This window comes from Rhizobium sp. 57MFTsu3.2, assembly GCF_012932765.1.
Classification (GTDB): domain Bacteria; phylum Pseudomonadota; class Alphaproteobacteria; order Rhizobiales; family Rhizobiaceae; genus Rhizobium; species Rhizobium altiplani.
The window spans coordinates 1-26,041 of record NZ_JDWI01000049.1 but is presented as its reverse complement, the minus strand read 5'-3'; the positions used below and the strand labels follow the sequence as shown (position 1 = coordinate 26,041).

The following is a 26,041-nucleotide window of genomic DNA, read 5'->3' as shown; positions in this document are numbered from 1 at the left end:
CTCGCGCCATTTGGCCACCGTCTTCGAGTTCAGGCCGTAGCGGGCGGCAAGGGACCGGGTACTTTCTTGCGACGCTTGGAGTTCGGCTCGAAGACGCGGCGTCGTGCGGGCGCTGCCGTGAAGAATACTTCCCATAATGCATCCTCTTCCTGACGACTCAGGTTCAATGATGCACCATCACACTCAGGGACTACACACCTAGAGCGTTCAGTGAATAGTAGCGCGACCAGGCTCCGTTTCAGCCGGTACCACAATGCCAGCATAGTGGAGAGGATTGTCTTCGCGATCCCGAAGCATCGGCCGAAGGCTTTCCAAAGTTGCAGCCGCCATTGCGGCCAGTCGACATTGATCGTGTTCACGCCCAGAATGGGTTCGTTCGTTTGGCGACTTGAGGCGGACACATGGTCATTACTTGTGGGAGCGGTGCGTGCGGTGCCGCTCCCGCGATTGTCTCAATAGATCGCCCGAAGATAGTTGATGCGATCAAAGGGATTTGCGCCCGTGCGAGCGCGAGCACGAGGCGGGACCGCAATGGGGCTGTGATGATCGAACGCGCTCTCCAAAACCCCGGCACCGCCGGATAGTCCGGGCAGGACCCGTCGCATAGCCTGGACCTGAGCGGAGGTAACCATACCTCGCAATTGGGCGATACCACCTTCAATCAGCGTTGCCTCGGTCGACGCTCCTGATTTTGCGAGTGCGACCTGCACGTTGGGTAATGCGGTTGCGGGGACCTCAATCCGAAAACGCTCCATGGGCTCGCAGATGATCGTTTGCGCAGAAGTAAGAGCTGCGGCCAAAACGAGTGGTGTAAGCCCTCGGAAATCAGCCGCAGTGCTAGACGGCGAGTGATGTCGGACCGAAGTGAGCGCGACATGACAGTCGATAACCTGCCACCCATGGATGCCAGCCTTTAGGGTCTCGGATACCGTCTCCTCGATGGCTCGGTAAAACCCAGCGGGCATTTGTCCCACATCCACTTCCATCGCGAAACTATTGCCTGTCCCTTCCGGGCGTGGCTCGACCCGCAGCCCAATCGTTGCAAGAAAGGGGTTCGGCTCCTTGAAGATGACTTCAAGTCCGCGTCCTGTCCCAATCGGCCGCTCGACAAGGATGACCGTACTTTCTTGAAACACCGCGTCAACTCCGTAGTCTGCAAGTAACGTTGACTGAATGACTTCCTTCTGAACCTCGCCATAAAGCGACAGATACATTTCACTCGCATCTTCATTTGTGTGCAGGTTGATCAATGGATCCTGTTCCGACAGGTGTTGCAGGGCAACCCATAAAGCGCGGCTTTCCGACGGTCGTTGCGGTGAGACCTGGGTCTCCAGTGTCGGTGGTGCGAATTGCCCTTCGAGATAAGAGCGACCGTCTGCTCCAACTTCATCCCCGATCCGCGCGTCTGTTAGGCCCCCAATCTTGGCGATTTGACCGGCGCGTGCATATTCGTGTCTATGCAGGTTTCCTTCGCCAAAAACCTGGATGCTCGTTACCTTAGCGTTGCCAGTTGGCAGTTGAAGATGTCCACGCGCGGCTACCGTGCCTGAAGTCAGGTTAACGTAGGCGAGCTTCTCTCCGCCCCAACCGCGCTCGATTTTGAAGATGCTTCCCTTTACCGGGCCGTCAGGAGAAGGGGTTCTGCTGGGCAAAAGTGTCTCGATTCCTGAGAGGAGTTCCGACACACCGGTGCCGGTCATTGCGACCCCGCAGTACACCGGATGAATCAGGCCATTAGCGACCTGATCTGCCAGGGCTTTGGTAAGCCGCGCTGGCGTCAACCGCTCCGAAGCAGCAACGAAGTCGCGAAGCAGGCAGTCGTCATTGACGGTGAGCATCTCGCAAAGGGCCGAAAAACCCGGATCGTGGCTGACATCGATTGATTTAGCGGTCGCAACGCGGCTTCCGATATCCCTCGCTTCCATCATCGCTATCGGCCGCACCGGCAATTGCTTGGCGATGTCTGCAACGACGTCGAGGTAACGCGCTCCCATCCGGTCGATCTTGTTAACAAAGACAAGGAACGGAATGCCAAGTCGCTGCAGGGCGGGTACCAGCACTCGCGTCTGAGCTTGTACGCCTTCGACGGCCGATACGACCACAATGGCCGCATCGAGCAACCTCAATATTCGCTCGACTTCGGCGATGAAATCTGGGTGACCGGGAGTGTCGATGAGGTTGACGTCCAGATCGTTGATCCGGAACGACACTACAGCCGCAGCGATGGTTATCCCGCGTTGTCGTTCTATGGCGAGGCTGTCTGTTTGGGTGTTGCCGCCATCGACACTGCCGAGTTTGGCGATTGCACCTGTCTCGAAAAGGAGGCGTTCCGTAAGGCTAGTCTTGCCTGCATCCACATGAGCTAGGATGCCCAAATTCAATGTGCGCATGATCCATCAACTTCTCAAGATTTCGGGTTTGAACTTGTTGAGAAGTCACTCGGCGCATTGGGGCCTCCAGGATAGAGAGCTATCTGTATCTCAAGTTGGCGATACCCTTAGAACTTGTAGTGATGCTGAGAAATTTCGTCAAGCGAGAGGCAGTCGACGGTGGCCTCTTCAGCAGAAGCTCATCGTGGAAGGTCCGCAGTGTGTGGATCGTCAAGAAATGAGTAGAAAGCGGTGAGCTAACGAAGAGAGGCAGACCGATCGCAGGGATAGCGTCGGAGCGGCGAGTATATGAATGCTATGAGCCAAGCGCCAGCGTCAAAACTGGAGTGCCATTTCTGCGGCCGGGAAGTGGCAACCCAAAGACAATATGTTATTGAAAAGCCCGCTCAACGGAAGCCGTTGAAAGTAGACCTCTTGAAATGGAATTTCCCTGATCAAGGAGACCCAATGCCAAACCCTGTTCTGTTTTCCCCTTTCCGGGTTGCCGGGCTGGAGCTTGCGAACCGTATCGTCATCGCGCCCATGTGTCAGTACTCAGCGAAGAATGGATGCACCACTGACTGGCACCTTATCCACTTGGGGCAGCTTGCGCTCTCCGGCGCGAGTTTGCTGACCATAGAGGCTACCGCTGTAGTGCCAGAGGGACGGATCACATTCGCGGATGTCGGTCTCTACGATGACGCAACCGAAGCTGCCCTAGCTCGGACGCTGGATGGAGTGCGCCGATATTCGGATGTGCCGATTGCTATTCAGCTTGCCCACGCCGGTCGCAAGGCGTCGACAGATATCCCATGGCTGGGAGGCAAGCAGATCCCGCCAGGCCACGATGATGGTTGGCAAACTGAAGCGCCTTCTGGTGTGGCATTCCTTCCGGAGTACGTGCCCCCTACAGCTCTCGATCAGGGGGGATTAAAGCGCGTTCGTGACGCATTCGTCGCGTCGGCAAAACGTGCCGCCAATATCGGCATCGACGCTGTCCAGATCCACGGTGCGCATGGCTATCTTCTGCATCAATTCCTTTCACCACTGTCCAATAAGCGAACTGACGACTATGGCGGCCCGCTCGAAAATCGAATGCGCTTTCCTCTGGAAGTCTTCGATGCCGTTAGGAGCGCATTCCCGACGGACAAACCCGTGACAATGAGGGTTTCAGCGACGGATTGGGTCGAGGGAGGTCTGGAACTGGCGGAGGTGATCGTCTTTGCAAAGGAGCTTGAGGCGAGGGGATGCGACGCGATCCACGTATCGAGCGGCGGGCTGGATGCCAAGCAAGCCATTCCCGTGGGACCAAGTTATCAGGTCCCACTTGCGCGGGCCATCAAGAATGAAATCAAGATCCCGGTCGTGGCGGTTGGTTTGATAACTGAGCCTGTGCAAGCTGAAGCGATCGTAGCCACCGGTGACGCGGATCTGGTCGCAATTGCACGGGCCGCACTCTACGACCCTCGTTGGCCTTGGCATGCAGCCGCAGCGCTGGGAGGTCAGGTATCCGCACCTCCGCAATATCTACGGTCGCAACCTTCACAGTACAAAAATCTATTCCGACCCTAGGGTTATACAGAAGTCTTAACCAATGTGGTCAGCCGGTAACGCGCGTTAGGGCGAGTTCAACTGTTCAACTCGGGCTCGGGATCAGAGAACTGGATGCGCGGCGAATGACGCCGAGGTCGAGGATAGCCGTGAACGTTCTGGCCACGGATGTTGCCAAGCGCCTAATCAACCAGTCTCTGAGCTGTGAACTTGTCTGTGATCAAAGTGTCGATGACCCCAATTCGAAGGGCACCAGATATTGCCGCGGTCTTCTTCGATCCGCCCGCCAAGGCTATAACGCGATCTACGCGGTGTAGGTCCTCAAGTGGCAATCCCATCACCCGTTCATCCAGCGGCGTTTTCACAGCTTTTCCTTCTTTGTCAAAAAACCGAAGGGATATGTCGCCAACTGCCCCAGCTTCAGCTAGATCGGCGAGTTCCCGCGAAGAAAAGATGTTGCCAGATCGCGCGAGAAGCTCGGACGGTTCGACAGCGCCGATGCCTACAATCGCGAGCGTTATGCTACCGAAAAGGTCGATTGTCTCCCTGACGAACGGATCGGCTTGCATGAGCAGCTTTGCCTCCCGAGACGATGTCACCCCTTGTACGGGTAACAGCTTTGGTTCGGCGCCGGTCAAACGAGCAAGACGCGTCGTCAGCTGCGTCGCATGCGTTTGTACGGAGGGATCTCCCATGCCACCGAGGGTTTGGACGACGTATTTTGCCTGTGCACTCTTTTGGGGATGAATGTTCTCCACCATCTTAAAGATGGTCTGGCTCCAGCTCGAAACCCCGATGATCTCTCCTGGCGCAAGCGTTACTTCGAGAAGATGAGCTGCGGCTTCACCGATACGTGCCATGATAGCGCCGTCTCTGTCTTCTGAGCACTCAACGACAACTGCTTCAGGCAGGCTGTATTTTTCTCTCAAGGCCTGCTCGAGTTCGCTGTAGGTGCCGATGGGCGGTATGACGCTTGTTCTTACTATATCTTCCGCTTCTGCCCGTTTCAGCATACGGGACACTGTGGCCTGTGACAGGCGGAGGTGCTCTGCGATGTCCGCCTGCCGCCGTCCCTCGATGTGGTACATCTGGGCAACTCGCGAAATAAGCCGTAGTTCGTTTAGGCGAGACATTGCTGATCCGATGTGAATTTTTATTCACATGTAGCCGGTGTTTGACGGCCAGTCGAGCGGTGAAGCGCATCATTCCAGGTATTGAGAAGGTCTTTTCGATCGACCGTCATCGGCGTGATGAATTGTGTGGTTCTGGGAAGTCTCTCGATGACAGTGAGATCACGCCATAGCCCCAAGGATAAGCCCGCCAAATAGGCGGCGCCAAGTGCCGATGCTTCCGGGGCTTCGCATTGAATGACTGTATGTTCGACGAGGTTCGAGACGCATTGCATCAGGAATCGATTCTGGCTGGGACCACCGTCCACATAGAGGGCGCCAAGCTCTCCGCCACTCTGTGTCCGCATCGCCGTGATCACGTCGTTGACTTGGAAAGCGATCGAGTCTGTCACCGCACGTGCCATTTGCGCACGCGTCGTGCTGAAGTTGATCTGCGAGAATAGAGCTCGGGCATCAGAGTTCCAGTAAGGTGCACCTAATCCAACAAAAGCTGGCACGAAGCCAGGTCCGCCCGGCTCTGCGGTCTCCGCCAGATCGACGAGCGCTGCCACGTCCGGCAGGCCAAGAATGCCAGCCATCCAAGGTAGGCTGGCGGCTGAAACGAGGATATTGCCCTCGAAAGCGAACGTGGGTGTTCCGTTAATTCGCCATGCGACGGTTGTCGTGACACCGTTCTGGGGCGCAATGAAGCGCGGAAGGGTCGTCATTACCGACGAGCCCGTTCCAAACGTTATCTTGCCGTCTCCAGGCTTGAACGCTCCGTGACCGAATAGCGCTGCATGACTGTCACCGATTGCGGACCTAATGGGAGTGCCATCTGGTATCCCAGGAAGCCCCTTGGTCGTTCCAAAATCTGCCGAGCTATCCAGAACTTCGGGCAAGAGCGATGTATCGACGCCAAAGATCTCACCGAGTTCCTCGCTCCATTTCTGCTGCGTCAGATCGAACAACTGACTTCTCGCCGCATTCGAGGCGTCACAGACGTGCCGGTCCCCATTGGTCAGGCAATGTATGAGCCAGCTGTCGATAGTTCCCAACCGGACTCTGCGAGCGGTCGGCACGCGCTCGAGGAGCCACCGAAACTTCGAACCCGGAAACATTGGATCAAGCGGAAGACCGGTGAGCGCTTGCACACGATCAAGACATCCTCGGGCGACCAGACGCTCACAGTCTGGGGCAGTGCGTCGGCACTGCCAGCTAACGACCGGACCAAGCGGATCACCCGTTTCTGCATCCCACGCGGTAACTGACTCCCTTTGATTGGAAATGGCGACCGCCTCGACCGTGATGTCAGGGACCGCTTTCAGGCAGGCTTCGATTGCCTCACAGACGGATGCGTAGAGGCGACGAGGGTCCTGCTCCACCCAGCCAGGCTTAGGATAAGAGATTCCGACCGGGGCCGAGCCTCTCGCGACCACTTCTCCCTCTTCACTAACGAGAACCGCCTTGGAATTGGTTGTTCCCTGGTCGATCGCAAGAATAGCCCGCATGAGTCCCTCCGAATTAGATGAACCGGGGCAGCAAGCACCCACGCCCCGGTTTGGCAGTTTACGTCCAGGCTACTTGCGCTTGATCAAGGCTTGGGCGGCGTCGGCGATCGCGGTTGGGGCCATACCAAACTCATCGAGCAGGAACTCAGCCGACCCGGTCGGCGCGTAGATCCCAGGTACGCCAAGACGCTTCATTGGAACCGGAGCGTTGTCGACCACCACTTCGGCGACGGCCGAACCGAGTCCGCCGAAGATGGAATGTTCTTCGGCCGTTACAATGGCGCCGGTTTGGTTGGCCGCTTTGATGATCGCTTCCTCGTCGATTGGACGAACCGTGGCAAGATTGAGCACCCGGGCGCTGACGCCGCGCTCAGAAAGAATTTCTGCGGCTTTCACGATGCGATGGGTCAGGGTACCATTTGCGATGAGCGTGACATCCGAACCTTCACGCAGCAGATTTGCCTTGCCCAATTCGAACTTATGACCCTCTGGCAGGAGATCCGGAACGCCAACGCGCGACAGCCGCAGGAAGCACGGTCCCGCATAGGTCGCTGCCCATTCCACCGCCGCGGCGGTCTCAATCCTGTCGCAGGGCGCGATCACCGGAAGATTGGGCAGGACGCGGGTCCAAGCGAAGTCCTCGATAGAATGATGAGTTGGGCCGAGCTCGCCGTAAGCCATGCCGGAGGAAATGCCAACGAGCTTCACGTTAGCATTCGAGTAGGAGATGTCAGCCTTGATTTGCTCGAGCGACCGTCCGGTGAGAAAGGGCGATGCGCCGCAAACGTAGGGAAGGCGGCCGCCGTTTGCCAGGCCAGCTCCAACGCCGACCATGTTCTGCTCCGCGATACCGACGTTGACCAGACGGTCCGGAAACTTCGACTTGAAGCCCCCGAGCTTCGAAGAACCCACGGAATCGTTGCAAACCGCGACAATAGTTTCATTCTCTGTTGCCAGACGCTCGAGGGTCGCTGCGAACGCGTCGCGGCAATCATAGAGCTTTGGTGTGGCTACTGGTGCGTTCATCACACTGCCTCCGATAGTTCTGCCAAAGCAATTTCGTACTGTTCCTTGTTCGGAACTTTGTGATGCCAGTCGACTTTGTCCTGCATGAACGAAATTCCATGACCTTTGTTGGTGTGGGCAACGATGCAATGCGGCCGTGTACTGCGATGTTCGAGCGCTGAGACGACCTCGCTCATAGCGTTTCCGTTGATTTCCGTGACCTCCCAGCCGAAAGCTTCGAGCTTCGGGCGAAGGGGTGCAAGGTCGTTCGTATCTGCCAGGGCCGCGCCCTGCTGGAACCTATTGTGGTCGACAACGAGCGTGAGGTTGTCCAGCTTGAACTGGGCGGCGGCCATTATCGCTTCCCAGTTGGAGCCCTCCTGCATCTCGCCATCGCCGGTGACGACATAGGTGTGATACTTCGCGCCCGAGAGCTTGGCGGCTTTCGCCATGCCGACTGAAACTGGCAAGCCGTGGCCGAGAGGACCAGTATTGGTCTCGACTCCCGGAACCTTATTGCAGTTCGGATGACCGTTCAGTCTGGAGTGCGGCTTCAGAAACGTCGAAATTTCATCTTCCGGGATAAATCCCCGCTTTGCCAGGGTCACGTACAGAGCGCACGCCGTATGACCCTTGGAAAGGACGAACCTGTCGCGGTCCGGATGCTTTGGCTGGTCGGGCCAGATCTTCAGCACGCGGAAATAAAGGGCCGTCAGAATGTCGATGACCGACATCTCGCCGCCGATGTGACCGGCGCCAGCTTCAACGACCGCCTGAAGATCACGCAATCTTATCTCGCGAGCTTTCCGCTCGAGCTCTTGGATATCCATGGGTTCCTCTCGTGCATAAATATTCACATGTCAATATTTTTGCACATTAGCCGATTTAGTCAAGCCCTTCGAGCACTAGCTTGCAAACAAGAGTGTATACAAAACAGGTTGACACCGTTTAACCAACTTGTTAATGAATTTTCCAGCAGGTGTGAATATTTATGCGCACTTGAACAATTATTGGCTACCAACCTAGATTCAGGGAGGAACGATGGTGGCGCTCGATATCCATGAACAGCGACTTCCGTCCGGGAACTGGCTAAGCAAGCTCAAGGGAGCTACCGGTCCGCTTGTAGGCCTGCTGGCGCTCTGCATCTTTTTGAGCTTGAGCACCGACGCGTTTCTTTCCGTTCGGAACGGTCTCAATATTCTCGATCAGATCACCGTCCTCGGCATCATGGCTGTCGGGATGACCTTCGTCATCCTGATTGGTGGCATCGATCTTTCTGTCGGCTCAGTGCTCGCCCTTGCGATGATGGTGATGGGCTGGACGGCCAACGTCGCTGGTTTGCCGCTCCCAATAGGGATCGTATTTGGCCTGATTGCATCAGCTGTCTCAGGGCTGATTGTCGGACTACTTGTGACACAGTTCAGAGTACCTGCATTCATTGCCACTCTGGCCATGATGTCCGCTGCACGCGGCGTGGCGAACATGATTACGGATGGCCAGCAAATCGTTGGTTTTCCCGACTGGTTCATGATGCTGGCGATCGACCGGCACTTTGGAATTCTCACGGCGACCGTATTCCTGATGCTTGCCGTCGTGCTGGTGGCCTGGCTCTTTCTGCACTTCCGTTCGGAAGGCCGAATGCTCTACGCGGTCGGCGGAAACCCGGAAGTGGCACGTCTCGCTGGTATCAACGTCAAGCTCGTGACGATTGGCGTCTACGTCGTAAGCGCGGTCCTCGCTGGTCTCGCAGGTATCGTACTTGCGGCACGCCTGGACTCGGTGCAGCCCTCGAGTGGCTTTGGCTATGAACTGGATACCATTGCCGCGGTCGTAATTGGCGGGACCTCACTCTCCGGAGGCGCCGGAGGCATCGGTGGCACGCTCATCGGGGTCCTTATCATCGGGGTTCTTCGCAACGGCCTCAATCTTCTCAACGTTTCGCCGTTTCTGCAGCAGGTGATCATCGGCATCGTCATCGTCCTTGCAGTCGGCGCAGAGACCATTCGTCGGCGTCGCGCCTGACGACAGCTGCCGCAGATCGGCGGCCTCAGGAATTCCGCCCCACACGTGGGGCGGATCAATACCCCAAGGGGGAGGTGTTACCCGAGGGTTCTATTCAACAACGGAGGAACTACTATGAAAATTGCACGTACCATGCTCGCGTCTGCTGCCCTGCTCGGTCTCGCGCTCAGCCCCGTTCATGCGGCTGAACTAAAGAAAGTAGGCTTGGCCGTCGCCAACCTGCAGGCAAATTTTTTCAACCAGATTAAGCAATCGGTAGAGGCTGAGGCCAAAAAGCGTGGCATCGAAGTCGTAACAGTCGATGCGAAGGGAGACGGCCCAACACAGGTCAACCAGATCCAGGACCTTCTGACCCAGAACATCGACGCATTGATCTACATTCCGGCAGGCGCTGCCGCTGCAACCGTTCCAGTCAAACTGGCCAAGAGTGCGGGCATTCCTGTCGTCAACGTCGACCGAAACGCCGACGGTGCGCCCGGCGACACCTTCTTGGCAACGGATTCGGTCGCATCCGCGAAGAACGTCTGCGACTACATTCTCAAGCAGGCTGGCGGCAAGGGTAAGATGGTTATCATCCACGGCCAGAAGGGCACGACGCCGGAAGTCGACCGTTCCAAGGGTTGCGCTGAATCCCTGAAGGCAAATCCGGATGTCAAGGTCGTTGCCGAGCAGTACTCGAACATCTGGAGCCAGGACGAAGGCTTCCAGATCATGCAGAACATGCTTCAGGCAAATCCTGACGTATCAATCGTCTTCGCGCAAGCTGACGCACTTGCGCTCGGTGCTGCTCAGGCGATTAAGGTCGCCAACCCTTCCCAGAAGATTGTGGTCGGCGGCTTCGATGGCGATACTGCTGCCCTTGAAGCGTTGAGCAAGGGCGTCTTCGACGTAACTGCCACACAGCAGACACAGAAGATGGGCCGCGACGCTGTCGAAAACGCCGCAAAGCTTGTTGCTGGAGAAAAGGTGCCGCCAGTACAGCTCCTCGATGCCACGCTGACGACTAAGGAAAACGTCGCAGGCTTCATCGCCAACCACCCGTAACAGCGTTGAGATCTTGAGGAGGTGTGCCATGACTGATCCGGTTCTTTCCCTGAGAGGCATTTCCAAGCGGTACGGACCGCTCCAGGTCTTGAAGAATGTCAGCCTGGATGTCTATCCCGGCGAAGTGGTCGCACTTCTCGGCGAGAATGGAGCGGGAAAGTCGACGCTCTCAGGCATCATTGCCGGGTCGCGCACGCCATCCGAAGGATCGATGACTTGGCTGGGGCAGCCCTATGCCCCAGCTACCCCAAGAGAAGCAATCGACAAGGGCGTTGTCCTGATCCATCAGGAGCTGCAGCTCCTGCCACAGCTCTCCATTGCAGAAAACGTCTTCATTGGCCGTTGGCCGATGAAGAACGGTGTCGTCGATCGTGCACAGATGGTTCGCCGCGCCCAAGAACAGCTCGCCCGCCTCAACCTGCACATCCCGGCGACACGGAAGGTCGAAGGACTTTCCACTGCAAATCAACAGCTCATCGAAATCGCCAAGGCACTTGCTCTCAATGCCAAGCTGCTGATCCTCGACGAGCCGACGGCTGCTCTTGGCGGTGCCGAGACCGAGGCACTATTCGAGCAGGTCCGAAAGCTTCGCTCGGAGGGCGTCGGCATCATCTACATCTCTCACCGCATGGAGGAGATCAAGAAGATTACCGACCGGATCGTCGTGCTGCGTGACGGCGAGCGCGTGCAGGAATTCGCTGACAGCTCAACGCCCGTCCGCACCATCGTCGAAAGCATGGTCGGTCGTTCGCTGGAACGGATGTTTCCGACGCTCCCAGTACCGACCGACCGGCCGGTCCTGCAGGTCTCGGGACTGAGTTCGCCTGAAAATTCGTTCCGCGAGGTGACCTTTGATGTCAAGGCGGGCGAGATCCTCGGGATTGCAGGATTGGTTGGAGCCGGTCGTACAGAACTGGTTCGCGCCATATCTGGGGCAGATCCAATCAGCGCTGGCTCGATCAAGCTCGAAGGCAAGGAACTTAAACTGCGCGACCCCGCTGACGCGATTGCCAAGGGTATTGTCATGGTTCCCGAGGATCGCAAAGATCAAGGGCTGGTCGTCGGGCACAAGATCGGCGAGAACATAATTTACGCCAATCTCGACAAGCTGGGTGGTGGTTGGATCACGCCAAGCGCCAAGCGTTCGTTCGCGGAAAAGGCCGTCGCCAAGTTTGGCGTAAAAGGTCGTGCTGAGCAGTATGCCTCCGACCTGTCGGGCGGCAATCAGCAGAAAGTCGTCATCGCAAAATGGTTGATGCGCGATCCGAAGGTCGTTGTCCTCGACGAACCCACCCGGGGCATCGATGTCGGCGCCCGCGCGGGTATCTACGACATCATTGCAAATCTCGCCAAACAGGGCGTCGCGGTCATCGTCGTTAGCTCCGACCTCGAGGAAGTTCTCGGTGTATCGAACCGCATCTTGGTCCTCGCGCAGGGCAAGCAGGCAGGAATTCTCAACCGTGACGAGGCAAACGATGTCTCCGTCATGGAGCTAGCGACAATCTAAATAGACGAAACAATGCACTTATAGAAAGGAAGAGCGATGTCCGACATCTCTCTGAACGCCCCAAAGCTATTCGATCTCAGCGGCCAGGTTGCCCTCGTAACCGGCGCAGGAAGCGGAATTGGCCAGCGTATTGCTATTGGTCTTGCGCAGTGCGGTGCAGACGTCGCGTTGCTTGATCGTCGCACAGATGATGGTCTAGCCAATACAGCCAAGTTCATTCAGGCTGCCGGTCGGCGCTCACTACAAATCGCGGCCGACGTCACCAGCAGATCATCTCTCGGCGACGCTGTTGCGCGGACAGAGGCTGAACTGGGCCCATTGGAACTTGCTGTCAATGCGGCTGGTATAGCCAACGCCAATCCCGCGGAAGAGATGGAGGAGGACCAGTACCAGACGTTGATGGACATCAACCTCAAGGGCGTCTTTCTTTCCTGCCAGGCCGAGGCTCGCGCGATGCTGAAGAACGGGCGAGGTGCCATTGTCAACATTGCGTCCATGTCTGGCGTGATCGTCAACCGGGGACTGAGCCAGGCACACTACAACGCCTCCAAAGCAGGCGTGATTCATATGTCGAAGTCGTTGGCGATGGAATGGGTTGAGCGCGGGATTCGCGTCAACACGATTTCGCCTGGCTACACTGCGACGCCTATGAACACGCGCCCGGAGATGGTTCATCAGACAAAGCTCTTTGAGGAGCAGACACCGATGCAGCGCATGGCAACGGTCGATGAGATGGTAGGTCCAGCCGTGTTCCTGCTGTCGAATGCCGCGAGTTTCGTCACCGGCGTCGATCTCCTCGTCGACGGTGGCTTCTGCTGCTGGTGATGCGATGAGAAAGCTTATAGCAGGCAACTGGAAAATGAACGGTCTCGCTTCCTCCCTGGCTGAGATCGAGGCGCTGAAGGGAATAACGGGCACGGCGGCGTGCGATATCGTCGTCTGCCCGCCCTTCACGCTGATCGAAAAGGCTTCTGTGCGATCCAATGGTTCGAACATTGCAATCGGCGCCCAGGACTGCCACGCGCATATTTCAGGTGCGTATACTGGGGATGTCTCAGCGGAAATGGTTGCTGATGTGGGTGCTCGCTTCGTCATTATCGGCCACTCCGAACGTCGCGTCTTACATCATGAAACCGACACTACGGTTTCCAGCAAGGTGACTACGGCTCACAAGGCCGGACTGACGGCAATCATTTGCGTGGGTGAGACCCGCAGTGAGCGCGACGAGGGAAGGGCGGTTGAGATCATCGATGGGCAGCTGCGTGGGTCAATTCCGGCTGGTGCCTCAAGCTCCAACATTGCAATCGCATACGAGCCCGTCTGGGCGATAGGAACTGGCCTTATTCCGACCTTGGAGCAGATCGAAGAGATCCATGCTTCCATCAGGCGCATGCTGGAAGAGCGTCTTGGCGAGGACGGTCGCAAGGTGAGAATTCTCTATGGGGGTTCGGTAAAGGCTTCAAATGCTGCCGATATCCTCAGGGTCGCCAACGTGAACGGAGCCTTGGTCGGAGGCGCATCATTGAAGGCTGCAGATTTCGCCGAGATCATTCTGGCCGCCTCCTGAAGACGGCCTGAGGAATTTCGGCTGCCTCTTTGAGCTTCAACATCGTCAGACAATTAGAAGGAAAGACTATGAGACGCTTCGAAAACAAAACCGTCGTCATCACCGGCGGAAGCCGCGGTATTGGTGCTGCAATTGCCAAGCGGTTCGCGCGAGAAGGAGCCAACCTCGTGGTTTCCGCCAACGAAGACTCGGTCCATGCCGTCGCTGAGCAGATCAAGGCGGACGGTGGCAAAGCTATCTCGTTTGTCGGAGACGTGACAGATAAGGCCAGCGTTAAGGCACTCTACGACGCAGCGGAAAAGGAATTTGGCACGATCGACGTATCCATTCAGAACGCGGGTGTCATTACCATTGCCCGTATCGAGGATATGACCGAAGGCGAATGGGACAAGGTTCTGGCAGTTAACACCAAGGGTGTCTTCCTGTGTGCCCAGGAAGCGATTTTGCGGATGCGCAAGCATGGACGCGGTGGACGTATCATCAATACGGCGTCGGGTCAGGCACGCGACGGCTTTATCTTCACCCCACACTATGCTGCTTCAAAGATGGGCGTTGTTGGCATCACTCAAAGTCTCGCCAAGGAAGTCGCAAAGGAAAACATCACCGTGAACGCCTTCTGCCCGGGCATCATCGAGACAGATATGTGGGCCTACAACGATCAGGCTTGGGGCAAGCTGCTTGGCAATTATGGCCCTGGAGAACTGATGAAGGAATGGGTCGAAGGCATTCCTATGAAGCGTGCTGGGTCGGGCGAGGACGTCGCTGGCCTCGTCACCTTCCTTGCCAGCGACGATGCTACCTACATCACCGGCCAGACGATCAATGTTGATGGTGGCTTGATCATGTCCTAGCCCCGTTCGACAATGAGGAACGGTGCGTTTATAGCGGGAAGGGAGTTTTCGCCAGTTTATCGCGACGTTGCTCTTGCGGACTGATGCAGTGAATGTCTATGTTACGCATGTTCTCAGGGCGGGGTGTAATTCCCCACCGGCGGTATCGAGGCAACTCGGAGCCCGCGAGCGCCTTCGCGAAAGCGAAGGGTCAGCAGATCCGGTGAGATGCCGGAGCCGACGGTCATAGTCCGGATGGAAGAGAGCAACGCAGGGGTCGTCGTGTTTGACGACGACTTGTATGCTTGTTCGCCCAAGGGAAAATTGTGGCTGTTAAAGGCCATGCTCGCCGCTCACCGCGGCAACCCTTGAAAGGCAGAAGAGAATGGCAATTTCCAAGATTGATGATGCGATCGCCGCGATTGCGCGTGGCGAGATCGTCGTTGTTGTCGATGACCGCGATCGTGAAAACGAAGGGGATCTCGTGATTGCCTCCCAAGCAATCACTCCTCAATCGATCGCGTTCATGATGAACAACGCGCGTGGTCTCATCTGCGTTGCGATGGAAGGCGAAAGGCTCGACGAGCTCGATATTCCCCTGATGGTTCCGCGCAATACTGAAGTGCTCAAAACAGCGTTCACTGTGTCCGTGGACTATATCCCAGAAACAACAACCGGGATTTCTGCTGCCGATCGCGCAGCGACCGTTCGGGCCCTCGTCACCGACGGCTCTCGTCCCGAGGATTTTGCACGACCAGGACATATCTTCCCGCTGAGAGCCCATCCAAACGGCGTTCTCTCTCGTCCGGGCCACACGGAAGCGGCGGTAGATCTTGCCCGGCTTGCTGGTCTTTCACCATCGGGGGTGATCTGCGAAGTGGCAAACGACGACGGAACGATGGCTCGGCTACCCGAGCTGGAAGTGTTTGCTGAAAGACACGGTCTCCACCTAATCACGATCGAAGATCTCATCGCGTATAGAACGTCCAGCCTGTCTTCCAAGGCCGCATGATTTTCGGAATTGCAGGCGCGATTTCCATTGGGGAATCGCGCCGAAGCTAAAGATGGACGTCAGCCGACGGACGGGTAGCAAAGTACGGCTGCGTGCGACATGTCCGCCATCGGATAGCTTTTTACGGGACGCTCCCTTCCCGTTGGTCTTTAGGCGGCTAAAAAACGCCAAGTCTCGCACCGCCGTGGCTACTAAGGCTAATACATCCAAGGGTGGGTCGGTCGCCGACACGTTTTCGGCCGTAGCGTTAGACCTGGATGGCGAAATAACTGAGCTCAGATCTCAATTGGCTCAAAAACTGCTATTGCAGAATGAGCCATTAAAGCAACTGCTTGCGCGTTATAGCGGGTATGGAGTCAAGCGGACCAAGTGATTTCGGTGTGGCCGGACCAGCATCCGACACGAGCTTGTTGTTGTCGTCTGAAAGATAAAGCCCTTTAGCGCCCGCTGCAGCAGCCCTAGCCGTAGCTTTGGGTTGCCGTCGACTTCCGCAGAGAAAATCAGGGAGTCGGATTCTTTTGAACTATCCGCTCAAGACTCAAGCTTTACCGCCGCACATGTTCACTGTATGTTCTGCTTCATAGCGAGGTTGATGGACAGTGAGAATCGATACCCGATTGCATCGAGATAAAAAGCGCTTAGCGCAAACAAAGCTGACTTCGTTGGCCGACGACCATCCTTTGCGGGAGAAATATTACCTCTGGATACAAGAACTCGATGACCTGATGGCCGGAAGCGAGGCTAGGTTCTCTGAAAGTGACTCTCGGAAGCATAACGCCGTCGTGCAAGCCGAACCGAGGGGAGTGGACGATGGTGATGAAGTACTTGGTGAAGAAATAGATAGAACGGGAATCAATTTGCCTGTCGGCCCGGGAGTTGCTTGCAATGACAAGCGCCCAGTTCATTCTAGGCAGGCAGACCGGTTGAAATGCTCGGCGGGCGTTGACGAGCGAAGAAAAGAACTAATGGCCGAAAACCAATGGCTTCGTGACATGCTTGGGCGATATGGCAATGCGGTCGACGACGGGCGAAGGCACCGCGCCGCGTCCCCTAGCGGGGGGCAGCCAGCAAACGATGCCTCTGACGGGCCAGTTGTCGCGCTTCTCGATAAGCCCCTATCGAATAAACGTTGAATGCTCTACCCTACAAAGCTCCAAGAAGCTTCGGTTGACCGAGATGACTTTGGAAAAGGGCAAAACCTACCACATCAATGGCGAAGGCACGAAGCGGCAGGAGGCAACCCTACGTCAACGCCTTCGGCTCAAGTGGCTGCCTTTTGGAGACGGCGCCAAACCCGAGGCGATTGATCAATACGAGAGGTTTCTTGCCCTGGCGGATGATGAACAGCGCGTGTTTGTGGCGACCCTCGACGCCGATGAAGCCGAACTTTACATCGCATTGATGGCCGCCAGGGCGATGTATGTCGACCCCACCGGTCGTAAAGATGGAAGCATTACGGAAGCCAAGGTTAAGGCCCATCCCGAACGGTATCAATGGAAGCCGGAGTAACGCGCCGCTGGGGCAGTCTCGTTGCCTGTCAGGACCAGTGCGTCGCCACCTCATCCTGCCAAGCATTCAATTTTTACCGGAACTGCATGTGCGTGATGCTTAGCGTTCGCAAGCCGACGCGGTGAAATATTTGCCTCCTGTGGCGGGTGCTTGGTCAAACTGAGAGGCGTCGCGTTGGTTGTGAACAGCAAGCCCGCGAAGATGCGTAAGTAAATTGAGAATGCTTTTCCGAGCGGCTGTTCCCGTAGCTTCCAGCTTTCACATTCCGGGGACAGCCAGTACACCTTCTGATGTGTGACCCATAGTCGCTGACGCGTCACCATTCTGTCGCTTCTTCGTCCTCGCCCTATCTCCAAGCGAGATACTCGGTCTGAACTAGGAGATACCCATGCCCGATACGACCGCATCTGTTCCCGCGCCAAAAGACCCCCACCTCCGCAAGCTCGCCAACTGCATTCGGTTCCTTTCCATGGACGCGGTCCAGAGGGCCAAAAGCGGTCACCCCGGCATGCCAATGGGCATGGCAGACATCGCGGCCGTGCTTTTCTCTGAGTTCATGAAGTTCGATAGCAAGGACCCTTACTGGTACGACCGTGACCGGTTCCTGATCTCGAACGGTCATGGCTCGATGCTGCTCTACAGCCTTCTGTATCTGACCGGCTACGAGGACATGACCATCGATGAGATCAAGAATTTTCGCCAAATCGGTTCGCGAACAGCAGGACACCCAGAATACCATCACGCGACAGGCATCGAAACGACGACCGGTCCACTGGGGCAGGGGCTTGCCAACGGGGTCGGCATGGCCTTGGCCGAGCGGATCATGAACGCAAAGTTCGGCGACGATCTTTCGAACCACTACACCTACGTCTTCCATGGCGACGGTTGCCTGATGGAGGGCATCAGCCAGGAAGCCATCGCGCTCGCAGGACACCTGAAACTCGGGAAGCTCATCTATTTCTGGGATGACAACTCGATTTCCATCGACGGCGCGACCAGCCTCGCCGAGTCCGATGACCATCAGGCGCGTTTCCGTTCGGCCAACTGGCATGTCCTGCAGATCGACGGACACGATACCGATGCTATCAGGGCAGCGATCATCGAGGCGCGGAAGGTCACCGACCGACCCTCGATGATCGCCTGCAAGACGATCATCGGTTTCGGCTTCCCGACAAAGGCCGGTACCCAGAAAGCGCACAGTGATGCGCCGGGGGAGGAAGAGATTGCGGGCGCAAGAAAGCTCCTGGACTGGTCGTCGCCTCCGTTCGAGATGCCAGGTGACCTGCTTGAGGCGTGGCGCTCCATTGGCTCAAAGGGGAAAAACCAGCGGATGGCGTGGGCAGTACGCGTCCAAACCGCGAACGATGAGATCCGCACGGAGTTCGCGCGCCGGATGAAAGGTGAGTTGCCGCACGACTGGCGCAAGGCGATCGAGGCGGCCAAAAGTGAGTTGCTGGCAAGCGAGAAGGATATGGCCACTCGCCAAGCCAGTGGCACCGTCCTTAATCATCTGGCTGAAGCCCTGCCGGAATTGATCGGAGGTTCAGCCGATCTGACGCCATCCAACAACACGAAAGCCAAATCCCAGGTCGAGATCGCCCCCGGTCAGTATGCGGGCTCCTACATCCATTATGGCGTCCGCGAGCATGGTATGGCCGCCACGATCAATGGCATCGCCCTTCACGGGGGATTGATCCCGTACGGCGGCACGTTCCTGACGTTCTCTGATTACGCACGACCTGCCATTCGCCTTGCCGCCATGATGGAAATCCGCTCGATCTTTGTGATGACGCACGATTCTATCGGCTTGGGCGAAGATGGGCCGACCCATCAGCCAGTCGAGCATCTGTCCGCACTTCGGGCAATCCCAGGGCTCGCTATTTACCGCCCGGGTGATCCGATTGAAACGGCAGAATGCTGGGAAGCAATCCTCGACGCTCCCCGCAGAGCTGCTCTCATCGCACTGTCCCGGCAGCCAATGCCATTGCTGCGCAGGGACCCTGGAAGCGAAAACCTGTCAGCCAAAGGCGGGTACGTGCTGCTGGAAGCGGAAGGAGGCGAGCGTCAGCTGACTATCATGGCGACCGGCTCGGAACTCCATCTGGCGGTTCAAGCTCGGGATCGGCTGCAGGCCGGAGGTATTCGGGCCGCCGTCGTCTCGATGCCATGCCGACTATTGTTCGAGGCTCAGACGCCCGAGTACAAGAGGAAGGTACTCGGCGCGGGATCTGCGCGGGTCGCTGTAGAGGCTGCCGTCCAGGATAGCTGGGACCGATATCTCGGGTTCAATGGTCGGTTCGTGGGTATGCATAGCTTCGGTGCATCCGGAAAGATCGCCGACGTCTACAACAAGTTCGACATCACAGTGGATGCCGTGGTGAAAGCCAGCGAGGAAGCTCTGGCCTCCGGTTCGGCTTGAAGGCTGTCTATCGTGTACCCCAAGGTGCTAAGCGCACCTTGGGGGCTGCCGCATAGCCTGTTCTATATCTTCGATGATTTCGATCTAGTTTTTCGCCATTCCGCTTTACTAGGCGGCACCCCAACTAAGACCCCAAAATCCAAACGATTGGGCGTCGGCGGTTAGCGTCGGCTTGGCCCGTGGGACAACAAGCATGACAAAGTCAAATGTAGAATTCGGCCTCGATACCTTTGGGGACGTAACACACGACGCCAACGGCCAGCCTGAAACGTATGCTCAGGTCATCCGGAATGTCATCAAGGAGGCCGTGGTCGCCGACCAGGTTGGGATCGATTTCTTCGGGATTGGCGAGCACCATCGCGAGGATTTCGCGGTATCCAGCCCGGAAACGGTTCTTGCGGCCGTCGCGACGGTGACCGAAAGGATAAAGCTGGGTTCGGCCGTCACGGTGCTGAGTTCGGACGACCCCGTACGCGTTTATCAGCGGTTCGCAACTGTCGACGCAGCGTCCAACGGCCGCGCAGAGGTCATCCTGGGCAGGGGGTCTTTCACTGAGTCTTTCCCGCTCTTTGGGTATTCGTTGTCCGACTACGACAAGCTGTTTGGGGAGAAAGTCGAGCTTTTCGCCCAGCTCCTTGAGCAGAAGCCAGTTAGCTGGACGGGGATGACGCGGCCGCCTTTGAATGGTCAGCGCGTGTTTCCCCTTGTCGAGAAAGGCCCCCTGAAGACGTGGCTAGGCGTTGGCGGAAGCCCAGATTCCGTCGTTCGTGCTGCGCAGTATGGACTTCCGATGATGCTAGCCATCATCGGCGGGAGCCCTTATCGTTTCAAGCCATTCGTCGATCTATATCGTAACGCCAATGAGCAGCTAAAGCATCCGGCAATTCCCGTTGGTGTTCATTCCCCGGGCTATATCGCCGAGACCGATGCCGCTGCAAAAGCGGAGTTCTGGCCGCATTTCCGCGCCATGCGCGATCGTATTGGCCGTGAACGGGGCTGGGGTCCTGTCAGCGAGAGAGACTACGAAGCCGAAATCGATCAGGGCTCGCTGTATGTCGGCTCACCGGAGAGCGTGGCCGCAAAGCTTGCGCCGGTTATCGAAAACCTTGGCATTCAGAGGTTCCAGCTGAAATACAGCATCGGAACGATGCCGCATGAGAAATTGGTCCAGAGCATCAGGCTATTCGGGGAAGAAGTGGTTCCAAGGGTGAAAACTACTCTTGCCAAGGAAGTGGCAGCGTGAACCCAACAGCCGGAGGTCGATCGCTTCCGAGAAAGCTCTCGCCGCTCTCTCCAGTATGGGTGAGGTTAGGGGCAGGCTGGAACTCCAGCTTGCCTCTTCCCTTGGGGGAAACAAAAAGTACCGTTCCGGCGTTCAATTCGTGGGATAACTGAGGCGAGAGGCTTCCAATCAGCAGTCCTTATCGTCGGGTTCTACGTCGACTACCTCGGGCTCACCACGGATTGTGAAATCGATAAGCTCGATTGGTACGTTTCCTCCAATCTGGAGCCATAGTTCCACCAATGGTCGTGATCTCGTAAAGCGCGCTGCCCCTCGGGATACAAACTCATCAGTTAACGACGACGTTCTCCTGCAGTCTCGCCTCAAACCGGCTCATACCGTTCATTGGCGTTGCGCGTAAAGGATCTCTGTCACAACGGTTTATTCGAAACGGAAGTACGCGCACGGTCACGACTTCTGTATGCCCGGCTACGGAGATTCAAGTCCTCTGACCCCGGCGCTTATCGTTTCGAGACAGGTAGCCGCTCACCGGCTCTCACCGCGCCTTTCAGTCGATTGCCCGATGGCGCTAATGGACAGACATAGCGGGAAGAATAGGCGCACGAAGGAAAATAGGAGAAATTAAAATCGAGTATCAATGCGCCGTCTGGACGGACAACTCCGAGATCCGCTCCCTTGATGGTGTCGAGGAGATATCGGCCACCGCCATATGTCTCGGTCCCTGAGGTCGCGTCGACAAACGGCAGGAACACGCCACCGCCGTACCCCTCAATCCAGTAAAGGGTTAATTCGCCGCCCAATCTGGCCTCCAGCCCCGTTGTACGAGAGAACGCATGCATCGACAGGTCACCATCCACTCCTGTTGCGACGGTTATCCGTTCCGGCGTGACTGGGACAAGCTGTACCGTCAAGCGCAACGACGGATCATAAGAAAATGTCGTCGGCCCTTCGAACGTCTTGCGGTCCGCCAATTCAATTGGCGACTGAGGATGGTCGCGAAACAGGGTCGAACGGGTGTCGCACCAAAGCCTCCAGGCAGCAACCACGTCCGGGCTAGAACGTACCTCGTAGTAGAGATTTGCGATCTTCTCGCGCCATTCCCACAGGTGTTGAGTCTCGTTCAAATCATATCCTCCCATGACGGATATTTCGCCGCTCTCGTCATCGAAACGCTCGCCCAATCATCGCGGCGTAACTTTAAGCAATCACGCACTGTTCCGAAAGATGTGGTCTAAACACCGCCTGCAAACGAAAGTCGGTGCACCGCCGGTGCCTCACAGCCTTGACGATGCAAACCGCCCTTATGGTGCCACGCGACGAGGTTCGATTATGGTTCTTCTCTAAGCATCGTCGAGGCGAGTGGCCCCTGTTTAGGTCCCTGGTATTGAGCGCGAGAAGGCCCGCGCCGGCGTCATCGCGGGCGTGACGCCTTGTTTGGGGGACCGCTAGGCACGCGCATGCGATGTCGGTCACGCGCAGGTCGTCGAAGTGCTGACAGGACGCCGGTGCTATGGCTGTTATCAGGGGAACACCAGCCAAGCCTTGACCCGCAACCCGGTATGCCGTGCTATAATGTGTGCAGGTAAACACAACAGAGAGTGTAGCATGAGTGCGACGATGACAATCCGTGTCTCGGAAGACACCTTGGCTAAGCTAAAGATTGCCGAAGGGACGAAGCGCAGCAAATCCTTCCTCGCGCGGGAGGCGGTCTCGGCATATGTCGAGCGCGAACTTGCCATTATTGAAGGCATCCAGCGCGGGCTGGCCGATGTGGCGGCTGGTCGCGTCATCCCGCACGAGCAAGCGACGGCTGAAGCCCGCCAGATAATTGCGGAAGCACGGCGCAAGAAATATGCTCTATCGGAGCGAGACCTTTGAAGAACTGGATTTCAAGCTTCGAGACAATCCTGAGTTCGAAGAGGTTCCGCTGAAGCGCTTCCGGCACAAACGAGCTTTCCGCTTTTATGGCACGCTGTGCGAGATAACCTTAGTGCAGGAGCGAGAGGGGCCTTTTACGCTCTTCTGGGGCGACGCTCCCTTCTGGTGGGATACTCCGCTGCTGCATGGGGTTATAGTGGAAGTTGGTGGGGAGCCGACCTCGCTTGTATCTGCCAACAACCACAAACGATACCGCGATCTCCATAAAGACACGCAGCCGCATCGCTGGCGTGACCCTCAAGCGTTAGAACCCTACGAATGACCGCACAGGGCGAAAGTAGGACGGATAAACTGCAAGAAGCCCATCCCATTGGAGTTGCCAGTGATGACAAGCCCTCGGCCCGAGCTTGCCGATATTCAAGCCCTTGAGGAGGCCCTCCATCGCCCGGAAGTCAGGCGGTCGAGAGACGCAGTCGAAGCGTTGCTTGCAGAAGGATTTGTTGAATTCGGAGCATCCGGAACGGTGTATTCCCGCACAGAGATTGTCGAACTTCTGATTCAGGAGGATGGCAATGACAATGATCGTCTCAGAACGACCAACTACACCCTGACGTCCATTTCTCACGACGCGGTGCTGTTGACCTACGAAAGTGAGCGCACCCAAAACGACGGGTCAAGGCGGCATGTTTTACGAAGCTCGATTTGGAAGCTTATCGGAGATCGGTGGCAGATGCTTTTCCACCAGGGCACGATCAAGCGAGGCTGAATGCTGAGTCTAAATCGAGATACGCGGCAGGCTGGCGCTGCATCGATTTCAATGTCGCCGAGGGTCTGTTGTTTGCCATTACTCGTGTCGGGGGGCGCTCGAATGGGTTCCTTGATCGCCTGGGTAGCGGATGCTAGCTTCCCAATGGGAACCTTACCGAACCTGCTGCCGGGTTGAAAGGTGTTCGAATCGATGACGTCCCTGTCCGGAGGTCGAAATGTAATCGGCAGACTTCGACGAGGATAAGGGATTTGCGATGTTCTATGAGACGATAAAGTTTTCTCCGCACAACGTGGCAGCTCTCAAAAAGGCGCTACGCAAGCGGTACCCAGCTATTGGCTCGTCGCATGGTGATGAGGCTATCGCAGCATCTTTCGGTTTCAGAACACATGCAGCGATGCGCGGAGTGTTGCAGCAGGTGAGTGGGGCCACCCGCCTCATAGTTCAAATAGACGCAAGCCTCCTTATGATGCGTCTTGAAGAACTGGGCTATAGCGGGCTCTCTGTCCAAGAATTGCGACGGACCATTCTGGAGGCACCGTATCCTGATCGATGGCTTGGGGACGAGTTGGAGCAATCACTGGTGCGACGCCGCATACCAGATGCGGCGAACGGCTAGACAATGTCAATAATCCTACGTTCCGCGACAAAATCGGATGCAGCTTACCTTCTTGAACTGGAGGGGGTGTGCATGCGCAGTTACGCGGAAGCGTTGTGGGGCGACTGGAATCAGTCTGACACAGTGGAGAGCCTAGATGTGGCGGGTCACGAGGTGATTGAACTGAACGGCAAGGCCGTCGGGTGTATTGCCGCGATCTGGCACGAAGATCATATTTTCATAGAAAAACTCTATATAGCCCCCGCCTATCAAAGCAGGGGAATAGGGACCTATGTTTTGAACACCAAGTCTCACCAGGCAGCACAACATGGACTTCCTACGAAGCTCAGCGTCCTGAACACAAATCCTGCGGACCGATTCTATGAGCGAGCGGGGTTCGCACTAGAGGCGGAAACGCTCGAACGCCGCCGGTTTTCCAAGGCAGTACTAACATCCTGATTTCGCGCCGCGCCCAAGCCATGTTGAAAAGTCATGGTAGTCGCCTCCAAGAGCCTGGATCGGACCAGGGGCATGATGACCGGGCGGCGGCCGATCGTGGTTCGCGCCCGAGGCGGTTTCCTCGAAGATGCGGATACACTCGACCTTGCGTAGCGCGTCGAGCTGTGCCGCGACGGTTTGTTCGCGGGTGGAAACGCGCGTAGCCGATCAGTGCCAACACTTCCTCATCACGCTGCGGCGCTCACATCGTATTCGAAATGAATGCGATCATAGGGAAACTCGATTCCATTCTCTGTCCGGTTGATGACACCAGCATTGACGAGAGTCGTCACGTCACGATGAACGGCCTGCACATCGCGGTTGACCCGACGCGCGACCTCGCGGATCGACAACGCCCCGTGTCCCGCGAGCGCCTTGACGATAGCGAGGCGGGAAGGCGCGAGCACTCGGTGCATGTCATCGTAGGAGGTGAAGTTGACCGAAGGTACGGCCTCTGCTGTCTCCCCTGCAAGCGCCCGCCTTCCGGCCTCGACAAAGCGAGCCTTGGCATCCGCTATGGTACTCAAGCGCACAGTCAAAGTTGTCATCTGAGCATCCTTTCCATGTCAGCTTGGAAGGCATCGTAAAGTGCTTCAAGGGACGTAAATTCGATGGCTTCTTCGCGGTTACCTAAGTGCCGGTGATCGCCTTTCCCGCGCTCATTGTCGTAGCGGAGAACGCACGCACCGTTCACAACGAAGGCCAGCCGATACTTGAACGGGTGCGTGCTGCCCGGAACCGGGTTGGGTAGGTGCCATAACACGACCTCAAAATAAGTCTTGTCATTGATCACCGTTCGCGATTTCTCGATCAGTCTGGCCTTCATGTTGTTATTGATAACAACACTCTGGCGTTGTTGTCAATAACAACGCTCTCAATGGATGGGCAGCGCATCCGACGATCTCTTGAGTGAGTAGGACCTGCCGCCGCGACGGTCGGTTTTCAAGCAAAGCGTCAAGATGAGTGCGGCGTGTCGACAGTCGCAAGGACGGTTTCATCGCCGAGGTTCCCGGACGAACCGGCGTTGATCAAACCAACCGTCGCTGGCGGCAACGATGTCGAACTGAGATTGAGTGGCATGTTGCGGTGCAGGTGAAAGGACGCGCTACACTTCAATGTAGCGCGAGAACGCAACAGCTAAATGACCGTTCACGCCGGTTTCGAGCGATTGTCCTAAAAGGTCATTAGAACCGAAAAAGCAACAGCTTCAAAACCGCTCCGCTGTTCCATAAGATAGATTACGCCGCAATCGGATGTAGCCGGGTACATTCTATCTCGAACTGCAACAAAGGCGTAAGCTGCCTGCTGCTTTTCGGGAGCCATAGTTTGATCCGTACCTTTTCCCATTTGAGTTTTGACGAACGCCGATCGATTTCCAGGATGTTGGATCAGAAGTTTAGCCAGTCTGAGATCGCCAGACGCCTCGGCCGGGACCGTGCGACCATCTCCCGGGAGATCAAACGCAACTACTGGCACGATCAGGAATTCCCCGATGCCGAGGGCTACTGGGCGATGACCGCCAACGACATGGCGCGCGACAGGCGCCGGCGGATCGGCAAGCTCTTTCGTCGCGAGGATCTGCGGAACGAAGTGATCGGAAAGT

The 26,041-nt window shown here is 56.7% G+C and carries 24 protein-coding genes, 2 pseudogenes and 1 riboswitch; of the genes and pseudogenes, 16 read left to right on the top strand and 10 right to left on the bottom strand.

Features of this window, described 5'->3' with window-relative positions; all coding sequences use genetic code 11:
• Positions 1-135 (bottom strand): annotated as a pseudogene (locus AF71_RS29800) (IS481 family transposase); the annotation flags it as partial.
• Between the two features lie 317 nt (positions 136-452).
• On the bottom strand, positions 453-2,390 hold the full coding sequence (locus AF71_RS29795; RefSeq protein ID WP_169684302.1) for a TetM/TetW/TetO/TetS family tetracycline resistance ribosomal protection protein: 1,938 nt from the start codon (positions 2,388-2,390) through the stop codon (positions 453-455).
• Between the two features lie 447 nt (positions 2,391-2,837).
• Here AF71_RS29795 and AF71_RS29790 point away from each other — a divergent pair, with 447 nt between their 5' ends.
• Complete coding sequence (locus AF71_RS29790; protein WP_169684306.1) at positions 2,838-3,941, top strand: NADH:flavin oxidoreductase/NADH oxidase; 1,104 nt, start codon at positions 2,838-2,840, stop codon at positions 3,939-3,941.
• A 161-nt stretch (positions 3,942-4,102) separates the two neighbouring features.
• Here the strand turns inward: AF71_RS29790 and AF71_RS29785 are convergent, their stop codons facing one another.
• The 4 genes from AF71_RS29785 to AF71_RS29770 all read right to left on the bottom strand — a co-directional run bounded on the left by AF71_RS29785 (position 4,103) and on the right by AF71_RS29770 (position 8,375).
• A complete protein-coding gene (locus AF71_RS29785; protein ID WP_169684300.1) occupies positions 4,103-5,053 on the bottom strand; it encodes a sugar-binding transcriptional regulator in 951 nt (316 codons plus the stop codon).
• 20 nt (positions 5,054-5,073) lie between these two features.
• Positions 5,074-6,540 (bottom strand): FGGY-family carbohydrate kinase, encoded by a 1,467-nt coding sequence (locus AF71_RS29780; RefSeq protein WP_169684298.1) that lies wholly within the window; start codon positions 6,538-6,540, stop codon positions 5,074-5,076.
• Positions 6,541-6,609: 69 nt separating this feature from the next.
• Positions 6,610-7,566: a transketolase family protein gene (locus AF71_RS29775; RefSeq protein WP_169684296.1), complete on the bottom strand. Its 957-nt coding sequence runs from the start codon at positions 7,564-7,566 to the stop codon at positions 6,610-6,612.
• Positions 7,566-8,375 carry a transketolase gene (locus AF71_RS29770; protein ID WP_169684295.1) on the bottom strand — a complete coding sequence of 270 codons (810 nt, stop codon included), beginning with the start codon at positions 8,373-8,375 and terminating at the stop codon, positions 7,566-7,568. Before AF71_RS29770 ends, AF71_RS29775 begins: the two co-directional genes overlap by 1 nt.
• A 211-nt stretch (positions 8,376-8,586) precedes the next feature.
• Here AF71_RS29770 and AF71_RS29765 point away from each other — a divergent pair, with 211 nt between their 5' ends.
• The 10 genes from AF71_RS29765 (at position 8,587) to AF71_RS29720 (ending at position 20,698) form a co-directional block, all read left to right on the top strand.
• Entirely contained in the window at positions 8,587-9,567 is a 981-nt protein-coding gene (locus tag AF71_RS29765) for an ABC transporter permease (RefSeq protein WP_169684293.1), read from the top strand.
• A gap of 114 nt (positions 9,568-9,681) precedes the next feature.
• Complete coding sequence (locus AF71_RS29760; protein WP_169684291.1) at positions 9,682-10,611, top strand: sugar ABC transporter substrate-binding protein; 930 nt, start codon at positions 9,682-9,684, stop codon at positions 10,609-10,611.
• A gap of 28 nt (positions 10,612-10,639) precedes the next feature.
• Positions 10,640-12,118 carry a sugar ABC transporter ATP-binding protein gene (locus AF71_RS29755; RefSeq protein WP_169684290.1) on the top strand — a complete coding sequence of 493 codons (1,479 nt, stop codon included), beginning with the start codon at positions 10,640-10,642 and terminating at the stop codon, positions 12,116-12,118.
• Positions 12,119-12,154: 36 nt separating this feature from the next.
• On the top strand, positions 12,155-12,943 hold the full coding sequence (locus tag AF71_RS29750) for an SDR family oxidoreductase (protein WP_169684288.1): 789 nt from the start codon (positions 12,155-12,157) through the stop codon (positions 12,941-12,943).
• Between the two features lie 4 nt (positions 12,944-12,947).
• The gene (tpiA, locus tag AF71_RS29745) at positions 12,948-13,685 is read left to right on the top strand and encodes a triose-phosphate isomerase (protein ID WP_169684286.1); all 738 of its coding nucleotides are present in this window, start codon (positions 12,948-12,950) and stop codon (positions 13,683-13,685) included.
• Between the two features lie 68 nt (positions 13,686-13,753).
• Positions 13,754-14,536, top strand: a complete 783-nt coding sequence (locus tag AF71_RS29740; RefSeq protein WP_169684284.1) for a glucose 1-dehydrogenase — start codon at positions 13,754-13,756, stop codon at positions 14,534-14,536.
• A 105-nt stretch (positions 14,537-14,641) separates the two neighbouring features.
• A riboswitch (FMN riboswitch) is annotated at positions 14,642-14,786 on the top strand.
• Positions 14,787-14,900: 114 nt separating this feature from the next.
• Positions 14,901-15,527, top strand: coding sequence for a 3,4-dihydroxy-2-butanone-4-phosphate synthase (gene ribB, locus AF71_RS29735; RefSeq protein ID WP_169684282.1), 627 nt, complete (start codon positions 14,901-14,903; stop codon positions 15,525-15,527).
• 1,167 nt (positions 15,528-16,694) lie between these two features.
• Positions 16,695-17,036 carry a hypothetical protein gene (locus tag AF71_RS29730; protein ID WP_169684281.1) on the top strand — a complete coding sequence of 114 codons (342 nt, stop codon included), beginning with the start codon at positions 16,695-16,697 and terminating at the stop codon, positions 17,034-17,036.
• A gap of 388 nt (positions 17,037-17,424) precedes the next feature.
• The gene (gene tkt / locus AF71_RS29725; RefSeq protein ID WP_169684279.1) at positions 17,425-19,455 is read left to right on the top strand and encodes a transketolase; all 2,031 of its coding nucleotides are present in this window, start codon (positions 17,425-17,427) and stop codon (positions 19,453-19,455) included.
• A 193-nt stretch (positions 19,456-19,648) separates the two neighbouring features.
• On the top strand, positions 19,649-20,698 hold the full coding sequence (locus AF71_RS29720) for an LLM class flavin-dependent oxidoreductase (RefSeq protein ID WP_169684278.1): 1,050 nt from the start codon (positions 19,649-19,651) through the stop codon (positions 20,696-20,698).
• Between the two features lie 500 nt (positions 20,699-21,198).
• Here the strand turns inward: AF71_RS29720 and AF71_RS29715 are convergent, their stop codons facing one another.
• Complete coding sequence (locus AF71_RS29715) at positions 21,199-21,837, bottom strand: DUF1684 domain-containing protein (RefSeq protein WP_169684305.1); 639 nt, start codon at positions 21,835-21,837, stop codon at positions 21,199-21,201.
• Between the two features lie 466 nt (positions 21,838-22,303).
• On the opposite strand from AF71_RS29715, the gene AF71_RS29710 reads away from it, so the two are divergent.
• From AF71_RS29710 to AF71_RS29695, 4 genes are all read left to right on the top strand, one after another.
• Complete coding sequence (locus AF71_RS29710; protein WP_169684276.1) at positions 22,304-22,576, top strand: ribbon-helix-helix protein, CopG family; 273 nt, start codon at positions 22,304-22,306, stop codon at positions 22,574-22,576.
• A complete protein-coding gene (locus AF71_RS29705; protein WP_169684274.1) occupies positions 22,551-22,898 on the top strand; it encodes a hypothetical protein in 348 nt (115 codons plus the stop codon). Before AF71_RS29710 ends, AF71_RS29705 begins: the two co-directional genes overlap by 26 nt.
• 48 nt (positions 22,899-22,946) lie before the next feature.
• Positions 22,947-23,342 (top strand): DUF4440 domain-containing protein, encoded by a 396-nt coding sequence (locus AF71_RS29700; RefSeq protein ID WP_246733890.1) that lies wholly within the window; start codon positions 22,947-22,949, stop codon positions 23,340-23,342.
• Between the two features lie 691 nt (positions 23,343-24,033).
• Positions 24,034-24,399, top strand: coding sequence for a GNAT family N-acetyltransferase (locus tag AF71_RS29695; protein ID WP_169684273.1), 366 nt, complete (start codon positions 24,034-24,036; stop codon positions 24,397-24,399).
• 90 nt (positions 24,400-24,489) lie between these two features.
• On the opposite strand, the pseudogene AF71_RS29690 reads toward AF71_RS29695, so the two are convergent.
• The 3 genes and pseudogenes from AF71_RS29690 to AF71_RS29680 form a co-directional block, all read right to left on the bottom strand.
• Positions 24,490-24,616, bottom strand: a pseudogene (locus AF71_RS29690) (recombinase family protein); the annotation flags it as partial.
• 10 nt (positions 24,617-24,626) lie between these two features.
• Positions 24,627-24,986, bottom strand: coding sequence for a helix-turn-helix domain-containing protein (locus AF71_RS29685; protein WP_025662340.1), 360 nt, complete (start codon positions 24,984-24,986; stop codon positions 24,627-24,629).
• Positions 24,983-25,264, bottom strand: coding sequence for a DUF6516 family protein (locus AF71_RS29680; RefSeq protein ID WP_169684271.1), 282 nt, complete (start codon positions 25,262-25,264; stop codon positions 24,983-24,985). Before AF71_RS29680 ends, AF71_RS29685 begins: the two co-directional genes overlap by 4 nt.
• A gap of 554 nt (positions 25,265-25,818) precedes the next feature.
• Here AF71_RS29680 and AF71_RS29675 point away from each other — a divergent pair.
• Positions 25,819-26,041: helix-turn-helix domain-containing protein (locus AF71_RS29675; RefSeq protein ID WP_246733889.1), on the top strand; the 223-nt coding region annotated here is incomplete at its 3' end.